Origin of the sequence: Noviherbaspirillum sp., assembly GCF_035254685.1 — a bacterium.
Taxonomy (GTDB): domain Bacteria; phylum Pseudomonadota; class Gammaproteobacteria; order Burkholderiales; family Burkholderiaceae_D; genus Noviherbaspirillum.
Map to the genome: position 1 here is coordinate 63,968 of NZ_DATFAI010000010.1, position 18,552 is coordinate 82,519.

Annotated in this window: 10 protein-coding genes; 7 read left to right on the forward strand and 3 right to left on the reverse strand. The window is 56.9% G+C overall.

What is annotated here, in order from left to right; all coding sequences use genetic code 11:
• Nucleotides 1–19 precede the first annotated feature (19 nt).
• From VJ698_RS02455 to VJ698_RS02465, 3 genes are all read left to right on the forward strand, one after another.
• Nucleotides 20–2,809, forward strand: a complete 2,790-nt coding sequence (locus VJ698_RS02455; protein ID WP_324101071.1) for a hypothetical protein — start codon at nt 20–22, stop codon at nt 2,807–2,809.
• A gap of 632 nt (nt 2,810–3,441) precedes the next feature.
• Nucleotides 3,442–4,305 carry an EAL and HDOD domain-containing protein gene (locus VJ698_RS02460; protein ID WP_324101072.1) on the forward strand — a complete coding sequence of 288 codons (864 nt, stop codon included), beginning with the start codon at nt 3,442–3,444 and terminating at the stop codon, nt 4,303–4,305.
• Between the two features lie 451 nt (nt 4,306–4,756).
• Nucleotides 4,757–4,963 carry a hypothetical protein gene (locus VJ698_RS02465; protein WP_324101073.1) on the forward strand — a complete coding sequence of 69 codons (207 nt, stop codon included), beginning with the start codon at nt 4,757–4,759 and terminating at the stop codon, nt 4,961–4,963.
• Between the two features lie 258 nt (nt 4,964–5,221).
• On the opposite strand, the gene VJ698_RS02470 is transcribed toward VJ698_RS02465, so the two are convergent.
• Nucleotides 5,222–6,409 (reverse strand): site-specific integrase, encoded by a 1,188-nt coding sequence (locus VJ698_RS02470; RefSeq protein WP_324101074.1) that lies wholly within the window; start codon nt 6,407–6,409, stop codon nt 5,222–5,224.
• A gap of 55 nt (nt 6,410–6,464) precedes the next feature.
• On the opposite strand from VJ698_RS02470, the gene VJ698_RS02475 reads away from it, so the two are divergent.
• The 3 genes from VJ698_RS02475 to VJ698_RS02485 all read left to right on the forward strand — a co-directional run bounded on the left by VJ698_RS02475 (nt 6,465) and on the right by VJ698_RS02485 (nt 12,748).
• On the forward strand, nt 6,465–6,803 hold the full coding sequence (locus VJ698_RS02475; RefSeq protein WP_324101075.1) for a helix-turn-helix transcriptional regulator: 339 nt from the start codon (nt 6,465–6,467) through the stop codon (nt 6,801–6,803).
• Nucleotides 6,804–7,073: 270 nt separating this feature from the next.
• A complete protein-coding gene (locus VJ698_RS02480) occupies nt 7,074–10,796 on the forward strand; it encodes a hypothetical protein (RefSeq protein ID WP_324101076.1) in 3,723 nt (1,240 codons plus the stop codon).
• 383 nt (nt 10,797–11,179) lie between these two features.
• Complete coding sequence (locus VJ698_RS02485; protein ID WP_324101077.1) at nt 11,180–12,748, forward strand: hypothetical protein; 1,569 nt, start codon at nt 11,180–11,182, stop codon at nt 12,746–12,748.
• A 1-nt stretch (nt 12,749) separates the two neighbouring features.
• On the opposite strand, the gene VJ698_RS02490 is transcribed toward VJ698_RS02485, so the two are convergent.
• Nucleotides 12,750–14,555 carry a chondroitinase-B domain-containing protein gene (locus tag VJ698_RS02490; protein ID WP_324101078.1) on the reverse strand — a complete coding sequence of 602 codons (1,806 nt, stop codon included), beginning with the start codon at nt 14,553–14,555 and terminating at the stop codon, nt 12,750–12,752.
• Between the two features lie 239 nt (nt 14,556–14,794).
• Between VJ698_RS02490 and VJ698_RS02495 the strand changes: the two genes are divergently transcribed.
• Nucleotides 14,795–16,183 (forward strand): DUF4214 domain-containing protein, encoded by a 1,389-nt coding sequence (locus VJ698_RS02495; RefSeq protein ID WP_324101079.1) that lies wholly within the window; start codon nt 14,795–14,797, stop codon nt 16,181–16,183.
• 172 nt (nt 16,184–16,355) lie between these two features.
• On the opposite strand, the gene VJ698_RS02500 is transcribed toward VJ698_RS02495, so the two are convergent.
• Nucleotides 16,356–18,488 carry a DUF4214 domain-containing protein gene (locus tag VJ698_RS02500; RefSeq protein WP_324101080.1) on the reverse strand — a complete coding sequence of 711 codons (2,133 nt, stop codon included), beginning with the start codon at nt 18,486–18,488 and terminating at the stop codon, nt 16,356–16,358.
• Nucleotides 18,489–18,552 lie beyond the last annotated feature (64 nt).

The window sequence follows — 18,552 nt, forward strand, 5'->3', positions numbered from 1 at the left end:
GGGCTGAAAGGTCTATTACATGAACGCTATTGTAGAGCAAACCAATCTTGATGTCCTCAGCGAGGCATTTAGCCTACTGTCTGCCACCCTCGACTGCACCGGATACATTGCAGTCCGCGGCTTTGGTGTTGGTGCAGCCAAGGACAGGCAGGCCCGTCAGAAATTCTTTGCGCCGGGTGATTATCAGGGAGCGTGCGCGGAAGCAGAACGGTTGTCGAACGCTGGATACGACGCCTATTTTGCTACGTGCACCTTCATGAGCAACAAGGCAGCGGACGCGGCCAACGTGCACGCTGTGAAGTGTTTCAAGATTGATCTGGACGTGGAGGAAGGAAATGAAGCGAAATACGGCAGCAAGCGCGAAGCGGTCGAGACTCTGGTCAATTTTTGCGATGGCGATAATTTACCTGTGCCTGTACTTGTCGACAGTGGTTATGGCGTACACGGCTACTGGATACTTTCTGAATCGCTCGACGCCGGAGACGGAAAACTCTACTCCGAAAAACTCAAAGCCCTGCTCATAGCACGCGGACTGAAGCACGACCGCACGGTGACAGGCGACGTGGTGCGCGTGCTGCGTGTGCCGGGCACATTGAACAGCAAGCAGGCTGTAGCCCGGCGCGTGAAGCTGAAGTCGCCCGTCACGACGGTGGACACGGACACGATGCTGGACAAGATCGATGCGCTGTATGCAGCCACGCCTGACATGCCGGTGCGCGAGGCCAAGCAGGACTTGATGCTCGGCGCGCTGCCAGCCCACCTGCGCGGCAGGAAGCTGGACAAGGATACGATCGGCCTTATCACTGGCAAGCCCAAATCGTTCGCTGTCATGGTAAAACGCATGAATGCCGGAGACAGCAAGGCGTGCGCGCAGATCGCGGACATCTACAACAAGCAGTGCAAGCAGGCCGAAAGTCGTTGGCGGGCAGGACTGTCAATCGCGCACTTCTGTGACGATGGAGAGTGGGCCATCCATGAAATCTCGAATCGCTACCCGAACTACGACCACGACGAGACGACGAAGAAAGCCGCGCTGATCAAGGGTCCGTACAAGTGCCAGACCTTTGAGAATTCGTGGCCAGAGTTGTGTAAAAATTGCCCACACAAAAACGTTATCACCAGCCCAATCCAGCTTTGCGAAGATGACAGACCTTTACCAAGGTTTGAGATGTCATTAGAGGCGGCCTTGGACGTTGCCCGTGCCGTCGAGAAGCTGACCAAGGATGGTGACGTAGGGGCGGTACTTGAACCAGACGCCGTCGTAGCACTGCAGGCGATCAAGAAACATGATCCCGCCGAGTTTCAGCGAGTACGCGCATCCCTAAAGGCGGCAAATCGTAAGCTTTCGATTGCTGCGCTCGATGAGGCTATACGCGGCGACGCCAAGAACACGGAGCGCACTATCGCTGACCTGCTAGTGAAGCTCGCATGTAATGAGTGCACATTCCTGCATGACGCAGACGATGAGTCCTACGCGACGTTCTTACGGGATGGGCATCGTGAGTGCTGGAAACTGGAAAGCAAGGGCTTCCGTGAATGGCTGTCTTACCAGTTCTTCCGCGAGCACAAGACCGCTCCGACGGATGTTTCAATGACGGCCGCGATTTCAACCTTGAGCGGTCAAGCGAAATTCGATGGGGAGGAGCGTTTATTCGCCGTACGCGTCGCAAAGCATGACGACGATTATTTCATCGATCTTTGCAATGAACAGTGGCAGGCGGCCCGGATCACCCGCTCAGGGTGGCAAGTCGTCGATGCGCCGCCGGTCATGTTCACGCGTACGAGCACAATGCGCGCGTTACCGACACCGACAACCGGCGGCAGCCTGGGCGATTTGTGGAAGCTTGCCAACATCGGCGTTGAGGACCGTGAGCTGCTATTGGCATGGATGATCGAAGCCTTTCGTCCGGACACACCGTACCCTGTTCTTGAACTGTTTGCGGAACAGGGTGCTGCGAAATCGAGCACGCAGTCTGTTATTCGTGAATTAATTGACCCGAATCGCGCGAACTTGCGGGCCAAACCAAAAACTATCGAGGACCTGTTCATCACCGCAAAAGCTTCGCACGTCACAAGTCTGGAAAACTTGTCGTATCTTTCACCTGATTTTCAGGACGCGTTGTGCGCATTGGCGACCGGCGCTGGCTATGGAGGACGCACCTTGTACACGAACAGCGAGGAAACCGTATTCGATCTGAAGCGGCCGGTCATGTTGAATGGAATCTCCGTCGTTGCGACCCGGCAGGATTTGATGGATCGCACTCTGCTGATCGACCTTCCCCCGCTTGTGTTTCGACGCGCCGAAGCGGATATCGACGCCGAATTCCAGCAGACCAAATCGCGAATATTTGGCGCGCTGCTGAGCCTGTTTTCCGCTTCGCTCGCGGTCCTCCCATCGGTGCAAATCGCACACGGCAATCTACCCCGCATGGCCGATTTTGCCCGACTTGGTGAAGCGGTATTCCGCGCATTGGGCCGACCGAACGGCGAGTTCTTGAAAAAATACCACGCAAAGCGCCAGCAAGGTGTTGCGCATACTATCGAGTCCAGCCCGATCGCGGCGGCAGTGATCGCATGGCTCGAACGTAACCCTGCCGGATTTTCCGGTCCGCTGAAATCGCTTTACGATGCGCTTACACCGTTCAGGAGTATTGGCGAACAGTGGCCAACGTCATTGCGGGGGTTTGGCGATGGTTTACGGCGCGTCGTTCCATCCCTACGCATTCTCGGATACGACGTGCAATACCTTGGACACCACCGTGACGGCCACCGCTGGCAGATCAAAAGCGATATATGTCCTCCGGCATGAAAAGTCCTAGTGTGACGGTCACGACGGTCACAATGGTCACGCGTCTGCATTGTCAGCAAATTTTTTGTGACCGTCGTGACCGTTGTGACCGGCATTCGGAAAGTTTTCAGGCCAGCAGACACATATCCGACAAATCACATAAATATTCGAAGCCCCGAAATGTTATGCAGTGCCGTCGGATTTGTATGAGGTCAGCGAAAAAATCGAACTTTGTTCGCCCTTTGGTTGGGCAATTGAGATGAGAAGGTGGAATGATGCCGATACCAAGCTTGAAACATGCCGTTCAGTGCCGCGCGATCGCAAAGAGCACGAACCAACGGTGCATGAATTTGGCAGTCCGGGGTTGGCCCGTTTGCCGCTTGCACGGCGTTCACAAAAAGATAGTACGAGGTGCTGAACATGGCGCGTTCAAGCATGGACAGGAAACGAGGGAGGCAAGAGCCGACAGCAAAAAAACCTCGGAACAACTCAGGCAGATCAAGGCGGCGCTAAAGAAACTTGGGCTTCTTTAGCCAGTCCGATATTTGAATAACTATATTTCGTACAAAAATTTATGTTTGAGATTACGCAAAGGCTGCGTAAACCGGGACGAGTAGCGTGTACACATCAATTCCACGAATCGCTGCTCCATCATGTCTGCTTCTGCCTACCACTCCCCCGCGCCGATGACGGACTACTTTCTGGCACGTCAGGCTATTCTTCATCCTGACAAAAGCCTTGCCGCGTACGAACTGCTCTACCGCCGCGCGGGCACCGGCCGGGCCGCTGTGCGCGACGACTTGCATGCCACCGCGTGCGTCATCGCCCATGCGTCCCTGCTCGGTATCGAAAACGTGATCGGCACATGCCGGGCTTTCGTGAATCTCGATGCCACCGCGCTGATGTGTGACTTCGTCCAGTTTCTACCCCGAGACAGGGTCGTGTTGGAAATTCTTGAAACAGTGCGTGCGACCGCCGATGTCACGGCGCGTATAACGGAACTGCGCCGCGCGGGATATGTGATTGCCCTTGATGACGTGATGGCCTACTCCGATGATGTAGCGAAGCTGGCGGAACTGGTCGACATCGTCAAGCTCGATATTCTCGCCACACCGCAAAGCGGCCTGCCACGGCTGTGCAGGCGTTTCAAGGCTGCAGGTAAAAAGCTTCTCGCGGAAAAAGTGGAAACGCGGGATCAGTACCTGCGTTGCATCGATCTCGGCTTTGATTATTTTCAGGGTTATTATTTTGGTATGCCTGACGTACTTACCGGCCGGAGGCCCATGCTGCCGACTGAGGCGACCATGCGCCTGCTGTTGCAGATAGTGAAACCTGGATCGAGCGCGGCCGACGCCGAACACAGCATCCTGCGTGAACCCGGCCTTACTGCGACATTCATGCAGCTCGTGCGCGATGCTACAGGGATCAGGCAGGCGCTGCTTGCCTTGGGAAGACTGCAGACAGAGCGCTGGCTGCTTGCCCTGCTCCATGCAGAGGAGGTGGCATGCATGCGGTAGGCGCGTTGACGTTTCTGCCGCCCTGCTCAACTGTCGATCGACAGCTACTTTTTGCGGAACCTAATCTTTATTGGTATGTCCGACGGGGGCATTTAACGCAGTAGCGGGCGATGTATCCCGGCGGATTACACCGGGTAGTAATTCAAGACAAGGCAAGTCAAGGCACTTCTCTTTTTAACTTGATGGAGGTGTCAAATGACGAAACGCGTAATGAAGTTGTTAGATGCATATTCCGGCCACATGATTTGCACGGTTTGTGGTAGCGAACATGACGCGAGCATAAAGCCAAGAAGCAACGGCAAATATCGCTATGGGTCTTGGCAGTGCGTACATAAATGTAAATTGCCAACAGCAGAGGAACATCTGGCCTTTAACGGTTGGACACATGCTTGGATTGAGCCCAAGCACATGCGTATCCCACCAAAAATTTAACGTCTTAAGAAAGCCTAGCATGACCCCTAATGCCGTTCAGTTGGAAGAGCTGGACGGCATTCTTGTTTTCAGATCTGGAATCGGGCGAGCGATGCTTTCCTTTGGCTGGAAGAGACAAAGCGCATACTATGCAGCCTGCTCCATGCAGAGCAATCGAACGCCGCCTTCTATGCACTTAGACCGATACTTCGAAATTTTTTTGCAAAAAATTTTTGCGGTGCACTAAGTACACATCACGGCATTTCAGGAATGCGAATTTGAAAAATTTGGTGCCCGTTCGGCTCGAATAGTAATCAAGGAAAACGGGACTCCTACCTCAATAGTGCCTCCCCCGGGTGGGGTGGGGTCGTGCCAGCCGCACCGCCAGGGCAAGGAAAAGATGCAGGAGAGTAGGTCGACGGCATCCCTAGGATGATGGAATCAACCTGAAAAGGGGCGGGGTACGGTCGCGAATTCGAAATTGAAAATGTGCCGTCTCGGATGCTCAGGCATTCGTCTCCAACAACGCAGGCGGAGCGAATACGGCACCCAACGAGTTGACGGCGGCGTTGGCAGCCTCGACCAGCGTCTCATGCGCCAGGTGCGAGTAGCGCTGCGTGGTCTTGACCTGCGTGTGGCCAAGGATCTTCTGCACTTCATAAAGCGAACGGCCGGCATTGATCAGAAAGCTGGCGAACGAGTGCCGCAGGTCGTGAATCCGCACGTCCGCCAAGCCCGCATTCGTGCGCGCCGTGTTCCACGCGTAGAAGATGGACACGAACGGCTTGTGCGTCTTCGGGTTGGCGAACACCCACGGGCAGCCGGGCAGGCGCGGCACCTGCTCCAGCAAGCGTAGCGCGCCGTCGGACAGCGGTACATGGCGTGCCTTGCCTGCCTTCGTCATCGGGATGCGCCACAAGCGACGCTGGACATCAAAATCCTCCCACCGTGCATCGAGCACCTCCCGCCGCCGCGCGCCGGTCAATAACAGCATCGGAATGATGTAGCGCAGCATCGGATTGTCGGAGCGGTTGAGCTGGTCGTATAAGGTGGCTGCCTCTTCCCGTGACAGGTAGCGTTCCCGCTTGTTGTTTTCTTCGAGCAGTGGAAATCCCGCAGTCGGATTGGCCTTCACGCCCGGAACGTCCCAACGCAGCGCCAGGTTGAACAGGTAGCGCAGCAGGATCAATAAACGGTTGCAGGAGCCGGGCGCGTGGGTTTGGCGCTGCTTCGTGATCAACGCAATTACGTCATGCTTGGCGATCTGATCCATGTAGCGCTTGCCCCAGACCGGCTCCACATGGTTGCGCAGCAGCCCCTCGTCGCATTGCCAAGAACGCTTGTAGTTTTTGACGAAGGGCAGGTACTGGTCATGAATGAACTCGGAGACGGTCGGCACCTGCCGTAGCGCCGCCTTTGTCTCGGCCGGATCTTCGCCCATGGCGATCTGGTTGCGATACTTTTCCGCCAACGTGCGCGCTTGAGCCAGCGACACATCATGGCCGTCAGCTATCCGCAGCTGGCGCGTACGTCCGCGCTCATTCTGGAAGCGCAGGTAATAGGTCTTGCGCCCGGTGGGGCTCACCGACAGCAGCAGGCCGCGCGTCTCGGTGTCGAACAAGTCCAGCTTAGGTTTGCCTGCCGGACAGATTGCGTTCTTGACCAGCTGCGGTGTGAGGGTTATCTTAGCCACAATGTTAGTCCTTTATGCGGGAATACAGCATAGTATACAACACTAATAGTAGCGTATGACTTTGGAAAATCAAGGCGAGATTTCGCTCGAAAACGTCAAGGTGGCGGTCGCATTGCGCGCCGCCCGCACGGCCTTGGGCTGGAACCAGCAGGAGTTTGCCGAAAAATTGGGGGTGGCCAAGTCCACCGTTGCGCGGATCGAGACGGCCGACAGCGTGGCCAGCGCGCCGGTGCTGATGAAGGCGCTGGGGCTATTGGCAACAGCCGGGGTGGAAGTCGATCTGCTGGGCACATCAGGGCTGAGATTTGCCGTCACGGCAGCGGCGCTACAGGAAGCCAAGGGCCGGTTGCAGGACGATCAAATGCGGCGGGCGGACCGCAAGCGCGGCAAGTGAGTGGATCAGGCTGTAGGTGATGCAGGAACGATGCAGGTGCGCAAGGCATTGATTCCAGGGTAGATTTTTCCGCACGCGGTGCCGCAAATGGTTCGCATGACGCGGGTGCTTGTAAACGGCGTGTAGTAAACCGAAGTGACGCGTCTATTAGTAGCGTCAATTTCGTTTACTTTCAACGACTTACCCAGGTCGTAAACAAGGTCGCTCACTACTGGTACGGATGCCGGTGCAGCGTTCACTGGCGCTGCTGGCAACGATAACTTCAACGGCGTGCTGCAAGCCGCGGGTGCAGCTGGTACAACGGTTCAGCCTGGTGACAACCTGACAGGTGGCGCAGGTACCGACACGCTGAATATTTCTGTTGCCGGTGACGCTGGTGGTGCTTACACGTTGTCTGCGGTGTCTACCAACGGTATCGAAAAAATTCTTCTGTCCAACTTTGACACCAACGCTGCTGCGACCACTGTTGATGCTGCATTGATGACAGGTGTGACGACCATGGGCCTGTCCTCGTCTTCGGCTACTGGCGACACTACCTTTGCAAACATCAAGAATCTTGTTGCTGGCGAAATGCGCAATGGCTCTGGTGACTTGACTCTCACATACAACGCTGACGTTGTTGCTGGTACCGCCGACACCCAAAATCTGACTGTTTCTGCTGTGACCGGTGGTACCTTCACCGCCAATGGTGCTGAAACTATTGCCGTTAAGACCGAGTTGGTGAAATCCACCCTGGATGCTGTTGTCTCTGACAAGCTGGCAAAACTGACCGTTACCGGCGACCAGGATTTGACCATCACCAACGCGCTGAGCTGGGCTGCTACCGCCAATGGCACCGCAATCGACGGTACTGTTGATGCATCTGCCTTTACCGGCAAGCTGACCGTTGATGTGTCTGGTACGACCTCCACTGTCAAGGTAACCGGCGGCTCTGGCGATGACACCATCAAGATGGCTGGTACCCTGACCAAGGATGACGTAATTGATGGTGGCGCTGGTGCCAACACGCTGACCATGAATGCTGCTGCGCTGACAGACCAGTTCACGAACGTCAAGAACATTCAAACCGTCGCATTTAATGCGGCATCAACTGTGTCTGTCGACGCTTCCAAACTGTCCGCAGGTGTAACGACGATTCAGGTTGACCTGAATGACAGCAGCGATAACGCCACCGTTGACGCGAGCACGATTACCAAATTGAATGGTCAGGCGGTCGTGATTAAGCACGGTACTGCTGATGCGTCGAATGCTGGCGATGCTGACGGCGTGAAGCTCACGATCACGAATGCAACCGACACGGCAAATGACAGCATTTCTGTTACTGCAAATGCAATCGGCACCACGGCCAACAAGCTGGGCATGGACGTTCTTGATGTCGGCAATTTCGAAGCAGTGACTCTTGCTAACAAGAAGTCGACTACCGTAACAGCCAACGAAATCCAGACGCTGACTGCTTCGTCTGCGGGTAAGTTGACCATCACTGGCGACGCAGATCTGACCATTGGTTCGATCACGGGCGGCAAGATGACTGAGCTGGATGCTTCCGGGCTTGCTGGCAAGTTAGTGGCGACCTTCGGCACCAATGACAAAGTCAAAGCGACGGCAGCTCAGAAGGACACGCAGTTCAACTTTGGTAGCACCCTCGACAACAACGATACGGTCGTTGGCGGGGCTAGCACCAAAGACGAAGTTACCGCTACGGTTACTGGCCTGACTGCTACCACTGGCAAGCTGAACATTTCCGGTGTTGAGACGATTACCCTGAACACCACTGGTAACAACACGCTGGATCTGAGCAGCGTCACCGGCGCAACCTCGGTGTCCGTCGCTGGCAATACGCAGACTATTACCGGTTTGGATCTTGCCACAAAGCTCGTTGATACCGCGGGTTCGACGTTGAAGGTAACGGCTGCCAACGCAACTGGTAGCAACGACACACTCACCGTGGAGCAAAAGCTTGATGGTGACCAGACTACCGTCGTTGAGGCCAAGGGCGGATCGGTGGAAAACCTGGCTCTGATCGTCAACGATACGGCCGCCACTGCGAACAACGCTGCCTTCACGCTGACTGGCTTTGAAGGCACGAAGGTTTCCGTTTCCCAGGCGGCCACTTCTGCAACCAATGTCAACGTGAACCTGGGCACGCTGTACAAAACAGTGACCACTGTTGATATGTCTGGTGTAAAGGGCACGCAAGCTGCTTCCGCCGCTAACGCAACGGCTGCAGTGACCTTTAACCTGTCGGGTAATGCGGCTGCCAATGTCACCGGCTCGGCTCAAGGTGACACCTTCAATATCGCTTCTACAGGTAACGTCGATCACACTATTGCCGGTAACGGTGGTACAGACACCACGAATATCACGGTGCAGGCAGGCTTCGTACGTGCCGATCATATCGCTACCAAGAACCTGAACATCTCGGTGAATGCAGGCGATAGCATCACGTTGAATCAAGCATTTAACGCGGCGTCTACCAACATTACTCTTGCAGGCGGTAATAGCTTGTCCGTGTTTACTCAAGCTCAGGGGTTGGCTGATGCAGTGACCGCATTTGACGCTACCAACTTCGGTGGTGACATCGCAGTTACCGTTGCAAACGACAAGCTGGACGACACCGTAACTATTACCGGCGGTGTTTCGGCCAAGGATACGGTCACCTCGACCTATGCGACGGCTGGCACCTACAAGCCGAAGACGGTTGGTGTTGAAACGCTGGCACTGACTGCATCAGACGGCGCCACTAGCTCTGCTGCTGTCACCGTAGACCTCTCCAATACAAGCGGCGTCAAGACTGTTGCAGCGTCTGTTGGCAATGCAGACACGATGACGATCGACAAGATCGGCAGCCAATTGATCCAAGTTATCGATATGCAAAATGATAACGGCGCAGTTACGCTGGAGGCCAAGTTGGCTGATGCAACTGGTGCTGCAGACGTGGTGAGCTTCGAACTGAAGGGTGCTGGTGCCGGTAATATCGATGATGGTGCCATTCTGAAGACCACCGATATCGAGACGGTCAACATTAAGGTGTCGTCGGCAGAGTCCATCAGCCTGGCAAACCTTGGCATGTCGGATGCGACCAAGTTTGAATCTGTCGTGCTGACTGGTGATAAGGCCCTGACGATTTCTGCTCTGAACGCCAACGTCAACACGATCGATGCTTCTGGTATGTCGACCGGTGGTTCTGTTATCCAGACCGGCCGTAGTGGCACCACCGCTGCGACCTACACCGGTTCGTCTGGTGATGACACCTTCATCATGAAGCACGCAGGCGACAACATTGCTGCCGGCAGTGGTACCGATACGCTGAAGGTTAGCTTCAACCAAGTGTTGGGTGGTCTGCAAGTCGACTTGAGCTCCACCGGCGACCAAGTGACTACCTTCAATGGTGCTGCCAACGCAGCTGTCCAATCTGGTTTTGAGAACGTCGACCTGTCTGGTATCACCGGCACGTTTGGTGCAGATATCACGGCAAACAAGGCGGGCTCGATTATCACCGGTACGATTAATTCCGACCAGATCACGTTGGGTGCCGGACAAGATACTGTTGTCTTCAATCCGGCAAGCCAGAATGGCAACGACACCATTATGTCGTTCGCAGCCGGTAGTGGTAAGGACATTTTGAAGGTGAGTCCCCTCGCCACTTTGATTGGCAGCACTTCCGGCGGTCTTGACGTTAAGCTCGACGCTGCCTCTGGCGGTAAGGGTGATACCGCGGCTTTTGAGGTGATTGGTATCAGTGCGACAGATAAAGCAAGTGCTGACTGGAGCAACGTCGTGTCGAAGATCGGTGGCGCTCTTACCATCGCTTCCGATACTACAGCTGGTAATGCTGCGACAGTTATCCTGATCGACAACGGAACGGATACTCGTATTTATCTGTTTAACGACGACGCTACGGCCAACGCCACTGTTGAGACTACGGAGTTGACCCTTGTCGGTACGCTGTCTGGCGTTCTGGTTGGTGCCCTGCACGCTACAAATTTTGCCTAATCTCCCCCGGAGACAAGCGCCCACCCTCGGGTGGGTGCTTGAGGTGAAAGCCTTTAAAACCCCTGTGACTTCGGTTGCAGGGGTTTTTTCTTGGAGGCCAAGGAAGCCAGGGTCAAGTCTTACATTCAAACATTCCTCCTTCCGCAACCAAACGCAACGCTTTCTCCACGTAAGCGCCTTCTCTGTTGGAGACAGGGTCAAGTCCTGCGATCCAGCATTTTGTAAGGTCATGGTTAAGATGATTGCCAGACTAGTGCCGGTATTGCAACGACGAGCCTTGCGGTGTGAGAAAGTAATTAGATCCACCAGCCAGCAAGCCAAAGAGTCCACATTCTGATTTTCATCGGAACCTGTTAGGCTTCATTTTTTCCTCTCTGCATGGCATGAATAACACCAACGCGTTTAACTGGCAGCAGGCTCTGCAAAAAGCCCTCCAGCATGCTCAGTGTGCCCGGTTCGACGTATTCCTCGATCGATGCCAGCGCATTATTGACATATGCCCCAGCGAGCTTGACGCGCTGCTTGCAGTGGCGTCGACTCTGACTTCCTTTGGTTTCCTGACCGCTGCAGAGAAGTGCTATCGCCATGCGCGGAAAATCGCTCCTGGCAACGTCCGCCCTGTCATGGGGCTTGCCGACATCGCCCGTGATGCCAGCGACCACGCCGAATGCCGGCGTTTGTATGCGGCATTGCTGCAGCATTTGCCGGACCATGAAATCGTTTGTCGCAACGCGCTGCTGAGTCTCGAATACGATCCGCAAGCCGACGACGAGACGCGTTTTGTACAGGCAAAGGCGTGGGGCGTATGGGCGCTGGCGAAGGCGGGCGGAGCGCGGCCGCGCCCGCCGTTGCGCCCTCTTGCGGGTCGGCCATTACGTATTGGCTATCTATCTGCCGATTTCTGTCAGCATACCGTCGGCCTGCTCGTCAAAGACATCCTCGCCGCGCACGATAGCACCCGGATTACTGCTTACGCCTATAGCGTAGGGCAGGTCACTGACTGGGTGACGGCCAAGATCAAGGCGGCATGCACGTTCCGCAACGTCACCGCGATCGACGATGTGGCGCTCGCAAACCTGATCCGGCAGGACGAAATAGATGTGCTGGTTGACTTGTCGGGACATACGGCTGGCTCACGCCTGACTGTGTTTGCGCATCGGCCTGCTCCGGTACAGGTGAGTTGGCTGGGTTACTTTGCAACGACAGGACTGTCCGCCATGGATGCAGTGCTGCTCGATCAATGGCACGCACCTCGCGAGGTCGAAAGCCTTTTTGTTGAACAAGTAATTCGATTGCCGGGAGGTCGTATTTGCTACACGCCGGTACACTTCGCGCCGGCGGAGGTTTCGGCACCGCCGTGTCTCCAGAACGGTTTTGTTACCTTTGGCTCGTTCAACAATACCGGCAAGCTCAACGACGAGGTGCTCGCGGTGTGGGCACAGATACTGGCCGCAGCCCCGCACTCGCGGCTTGTATTGAAGTGGCGCACATTCCAGGATGGCGGCCTTTGTCAGCGCGTCCGAGCGACCTTTGCCCGGCTTGGGATCGATCCTGCGCGGATCGAACTCCGGGGCGCATCGTTCCACGTGGACATGTTGAAGGAATATGGCGATGTGGATATCGCGCTCGACCCGTTTCCATTTACGGGCGGTCTGACGAGTTGCGAAGCATTGTGGATGGGTGTCCCTGTCGTGACCTGGCCTCAAAGCAGGGTCGTGAGCAGGCAGACATTCGCATTCTTGTCAGCAATTGGCTTGCCGGAACTCGCCGGTTCGAGCGCTGATGAGTACATTCGCATTGCGCTGAAACTGGCGAGGGATCCGGCACTGCTTACCCAATTAAGGCAGGGAATGCGAGCGCGTATGCGCGCGTCTTCCTTGATGGACGCTCCACAGTTTGCGCGACAGTTGGAGCACGCTTTAATTGGTCTATATAACGATCTTCAAATATAAATCAGTGACGGGCGTTTGGTCCGACGTCTGCCGTGCCGAGCGGGCGACGACGTGCCTGGGCGCTCGAATACTCGTCGGCACCGATGTCCATTGCCACGCGGGCTTGTCCGTCGATGTCGTCGGTGATGTAGCTGAACGTTCTCACGCCAGTATTGATCGCAGGGCTGTTCACGGACAGCTTCATCAGCCCGTTCCGCGCAACGAGCTTCGGATCGATATTGCGGATCTCGGAATCGTGGCGCGAAACGTTATCGATCTTGCTGCCGTAGCCGATGTTCGACATGAACTTCGTATCGGATGGGCGCGTTTCGTGGTAAAGAATCCCCTCGGTACCAACCACAATATTGTTGGCGATGTTGACGTCGACCGGTGCACGAGTGTGCCCGTTGCCGATCAATACGCCGATTGCGCTATCGACAATCGTGTTGTTGACGATGTCGGCGCGGTAGATCCGCCAGTGCCGCGCAAGCTGGTCTTCCGACGGATGCGTGCCATAGCCGCTTGATCCACCATCATAATCGCCGTAGTCAAGCTGAATGGCGGGGCCCGTCAGATTCTGCATGTAGTTATTGTAGATTTTGTGGTCGTTGCCATAGATGCGAAAGCCGCCGACATCTTGCTTCTTTCCGTCGCCAAAAAAGTAATTGCCGTAAAAACTGTTGCCGTGTCCGTGGCGCGAGGTCACCTGGGCGCGGTTGGTCACGAACGTGTTGTAGCGCACGATGTTGTGCCCGCTCTTGACCGATACGACTTCGTCGTCGCTGTCGCAATTTGAAAAGAGATTGTTTTGAATCACGTTATGGCCGTTGGACATCGACAGCGAGGACAAGCCGACGCGTATCGTCTCGCCGCCGTTGCTTGATTGCGGGTGCGCATCGTGAAAGTAGTTGTACTCGATGAGGGTGCGCTGGGCTACCTGGCCTTTGCCGTCACCATCGATGGAAATCATTTGTCCGAGGTCTCGCCGTGGCCCGAACTCATTGCGGTCGATGATGTTGTCGGTGACATTTGTCCCGTCCAGAGCAATCCACCTTGTTGGCGCGCTGTTCTTTGCGAGCGCGAATGTGTTGCGGGTGATACGAATGCCCTGTGAGCTGGAGATCGCGACGGCCGTTCCGCGGTTGGTAAACCGGAACCCGGAAATGATGATATTGGACGAATCACCGACCACAAAACCGGCATTGCCAGCGATGTTGGCCCGGCCTTGATGGGCGGCGTGAATGACGATGGGAGCATCGCTTCGGCCATTCCGTGCGTTGACCTCGAATGGCCCCGCGTACGTGCCGTCCTCGACGATGATTTCGGTTCCCTGCACAGCGCGGGAGAGCGCATTCTGCAATGATTTTCCCGATGAAACCGAGACTGTATATTTTCCTTGCGCGGACATCGCTGCTGATTGCGGCGCACCAGTATTGGTGTCTGCGACCATCGTCACTTCGGCAGCGTACCTGGGGGCAGCCTCTTGTCTCGGCGTTTCTCCGACCGTGGGTGCCGGGGCCTCTGTTGTTGCAATGGTTACCGCAACGGGTTGTGCTCCTGGCGCCGCAGCGGTACCTGCTACAGGGGCATTATCAAATTCGGTATCGACGCCGCCTCCGCAGCCGGTCAATACGATTACAACGGTGGATGCAGCAAGCAGTAAGGTGGTTCTCATCTCATTCTCCTGGGTTATGTAGCCCGGTGCCGCGCGGGTCATCAGATTTGAAATCGCCACGAGCGGTTTGCTGGTAAACCCTTGCCGAAGCAATGAGCAGAACCAGTTCCTAAGGGCAACTTGTTTATCTGTGGCAATCGTGGTGATGTTCACTCCGCCAGTGCCGCAGATTTGAGGATTGTTGAGAGTTGCAGAGAGAGGTGAACGTAGGGCGACGAACTATCGTGCAGGCAACCACGAGCTGGTGTATGCACGCGCCCGGTTTTTTATTTCTGCCGCTGATGTTCCGCACTTTGACCGGCATCATGGAGTTCGGAGAAGCCCTCATGATGTAATAAAAAACAACAAGAAAGCACAGGGAGCGTAGCAACCATCGCTCGGAGGATGCTCTCATGTCGCGCATACCTGCATTGCTTGTCTCGCTTGCGTTGTCCACGATACTGGTCGCCTGCGGAGGAAGTTCTTCCCGTACCGACGCGGGGGCTCAATCCGGCTCGACAGCCGGAACCATCACAGCAGCGGAAATGCAGGTGGCGGCGGATTATCATCCCATCGTGCAGCAGCTGTATGTCGCCTATTTCGGGCGACCTGCTGATCCATCGGGGTTGGCGAATTTTGCGGCGGAACTCGCGACGTTGCAGGCTCCAGCCGATATCCAGGCATTGAACGCGGCCTACGACAGCAATCCGGCCTTGCGCGCGCTCATTGATACCTTTGGCATCAGTGACGAATCGAAGGCCTTGTTTTCCGGCGATACAAGAACATTCATCACCGCTATCTACGATCATGTGCTGAACCGGACGCCGGACCAGGACGGGCTGACGTTCTGGGCGAACGCCGTTGACCGGGGAGCACTGACGAGGGCGCATGCATCCTTTTCGATCATGGCGGGCGCGCTGGCCAACGCCACGCCGCAGGGAAGGCTGGATGCGCAGCTGATTGGCTGGCGCATCACGGCGGCGACGGCTTTTACGGCATCGCTCACCGATGATGCCACGGTGAAGGCGTACAAGGGAAATACGGCTGCGACGATTGCGCGGAACATGCTGTCGACGATCACGGCGGCGAGTGACATGGCAAAGGTGCAGACGGCCATCGACTCGACGCGGCCCTTGCTCCTCGTCGCCGCACCGCCTCCGCCCTCATCGGCTCCTCCCGCGCCATTCTCGGCGGTGCTGGGCGTTGCACCCGCGGAGGGCGCGATCATCAGCGCGCCGGTACGCCTCGAGGTGCATGGCAATGCAATCGGAAACGCCGAACTCCTGCCGGCAAACGGCGTGATGCCGATCTACGCACGATTCAACGTTTCTTCCGACGGGACATTCGCCTGGCTGGATCTGGATCCGAAGGCACTTCCTGCGGCCACCTTGTCATTCCGCGTGGTCGTCTGGAATGTCCCGCCGGGCGATGCCGGGCAGTCGATTGAAGTGATGCCGTCGCGCACATGGACAATCCAGCACGTCGTGCCGCCACCACCGCTCGCCGTCGCGCTGGTGAAGGCACCGCCGGATGGCGCGACCCTGAGCGGCATCATCGAGCTGGAGGTACAGGGTACCAGCATGGAGAACGTTGAGCTGCTGCCGGAGGCCGGTTATACGCCGGTGCTGGCCAGGTTCGAGATTTCCGCAGACAAGACCACAGCCCGCGTGTCCTTCGACACGCGCAATCTACCGAATGCCTTGTTCCGCGTCAGGATCAGCGCCTTCGATGTCCCGCCCGGTAATTTAGGCGCAAGCGAGCTTATTGCCATGCCAGTGCGGAACTGGGTGATCAAGAACTGAATTCCTTGCGTGCGGGCTGGACCGCTGCACAATAAGGAGTGAGGGTCAAAGAGGGACGGAAGGTTTCGTGCAGAGAGCAGAAACTTTTATCCACGGAATACACAGAAAACACGGAAAGACATACGAGAATTTTTCCGTGTCTTCCGTGTTTTCCGTGGACACCCCTAACGGTCTAGTGATACGCCCAGAACGACGTCAGCAAGGAGGTCTGCTGATTGATCGCGTCCAGCTGCGCAGAATTCAACGAGCCGAGGCCGGCCCAGGATGGCAGCGACCATGATGAGCTCGTTCCGCTGATCGCCGACACATCGCTTGCGCTCAGAGACGGGATCGGCGTCGCTTTGTACAGCGTGACTTGCGGCGCGGTGTAGGTGGCGATGGTCGTCGAATTCTGCAGCATGCCGGGCGTGCCCGCCTTGAAAATCGCCGGCGTGGTCGAGTTCTGATACATGTTGATGGTGCTGCTCGCCGGGCATTGCGACTCGTAGGCGACCTTGCTGTTGTCGGCGCCGCAGATGTAGTAACTGCCCAGGTAGATTTGACCCGTCGACGTCCGTGTGCCGTCCCAGCAGGTCGGATTTCCTGACGTGTCCGTCACAAGCTGATAGCTGCCCGTGCAGGAATAGGTCGGCGCGGGTGTGCAACTCACATCGCCGGCCATCTTCTTGCCGTTGCAGACCGTGTACATGCCGACGAGAGGCGTGCCGTCGTCCGCCTTGGTGCCGTCCCAGCAGGTTGGCGAGCCGGAGCTCTCGTTGATCAGCGTATAGCCGGTGCTGCAGGAATAGCCGGCCGGCGGCGAGGCAATCGCCTTGGTGCTGGCGGTCTGCGGGTTGGCGTTGACCCAGGAGTTCAGGCTGGCGGGCGCCACGTTGTTGACGACGGAGACCATCGAGGAACGGATGTTCGAGAACATCTTGTCCTTGAGCGTGGTGCTCGTGACATTCGTCATCGTGCCGTACTGCAGGCTGGTGCTTCCTGACTTGCCGTCCAGCGTGCCGTCGGCAAAGTCGCTGCTGATCGTTTCGTAGACGGCATCCGTTGCCGTTGCGCCCACCGAGTGGGTAAAGCTTTCGAGGCCGACCAGGGCCATGGCGAGGGCGAAGCGGTCGGTGCTGGCCAAGCTGGGATTGAAGCTCGGCACGATCGTTTCAGGATCAGCGCTGAGGTTATACAAGGACCGCACGTCGGTGCGCGCCTTTGTCAGCGCAGTCGACAGCGTCGAGCCCTGCGTCACCAGTTTCTGGCAGCGTTTCACCACCATGTCCGACAGCGGCGTGACCGAGACATTGCTCGCGCCGCCGCTCGGCACGCTGTCGACGATGGCATCCATGCTCGCAGTCGATTGCACCTTGCTGCCGTCGTATTCACTGGCGTAGCTGCCGTTGCTGATCGAAACGGAGATCGGCGTGGTGGGTCGCGTGTGCAGCCCGACTGAGAACATGCCGGTATCGTCGGCGGACGTGGTGCCGCTGCCAAGCGCCGCGCCGCGCGTGCCGTCCGGGTTCAAGGCATAGATCGTGACCTTGGCGTCGTTCATCGGGCCCTTGGTGGCATAGCCGCTGATAAGGACCACGGTGCTGGACAGTGACGAGAGCGTGGCGTCGATATCGGCCTGGAAGGCGCTGACGTCGGTGGTCTTCGTGACCATGCCCAGCATGCTGCGCGCGCTTGCGGCGGCGTCATTGCCGTCGTAGGCCGCGACCAGGGTTGGCGTCGTGATCGTCGAGGTGAATTGCGTGGCCACGGCGATGCGTTTCTGGATTAGCGCAGCGTCGGCGAGCCCATCTGTCGTTGTGTTCGTCAGCGCTCCGGCCATGATTGACAGGGCGGCATTGCCGCGCGTCAGCACGCCTCGATCGATCACATCGACCCACCAGTCACGGCCAGCGGTATCGGGCGCCCGGTTGAGCACGTTGGTATAGATGGAGGTGACGAAGGAGCGCGTATCGCCGCTATAAAGCGCTTTGGATTCATCGCTGGTGCCGAAGCTGTCGATGGCCCATTTGACAGTAGCGTTCGTGGAATAGGCGGCGTTCAGGCCCTGGATGTCGCTCGGCGCTCCGGCGTTGGCCAGGATGGTCCTGAAGTTCGTTAGGCCCGTGCTATCCGCCGGACGGCCAAAGTAGGCTACATAGAGCTGCTGCACGGCCGCGGTGTAGTCCGCCGGCGCTGCAGCGGATTTCACGACGGCGGCAAGTCGCGTGGTGCCGCCCTGGTCGACGGTGGCCCTGTCCGTTCCCGAACCACCACATGCTGCGAGCAGCAATGTCGCGGTGCAAATCGAAATACCTAACTTTCGCATGCTTTGTCTCCAACGTTCGCGTGTGATGATCCGCCCGGCGAGCGCAACTCGCGGCAATGTGAAG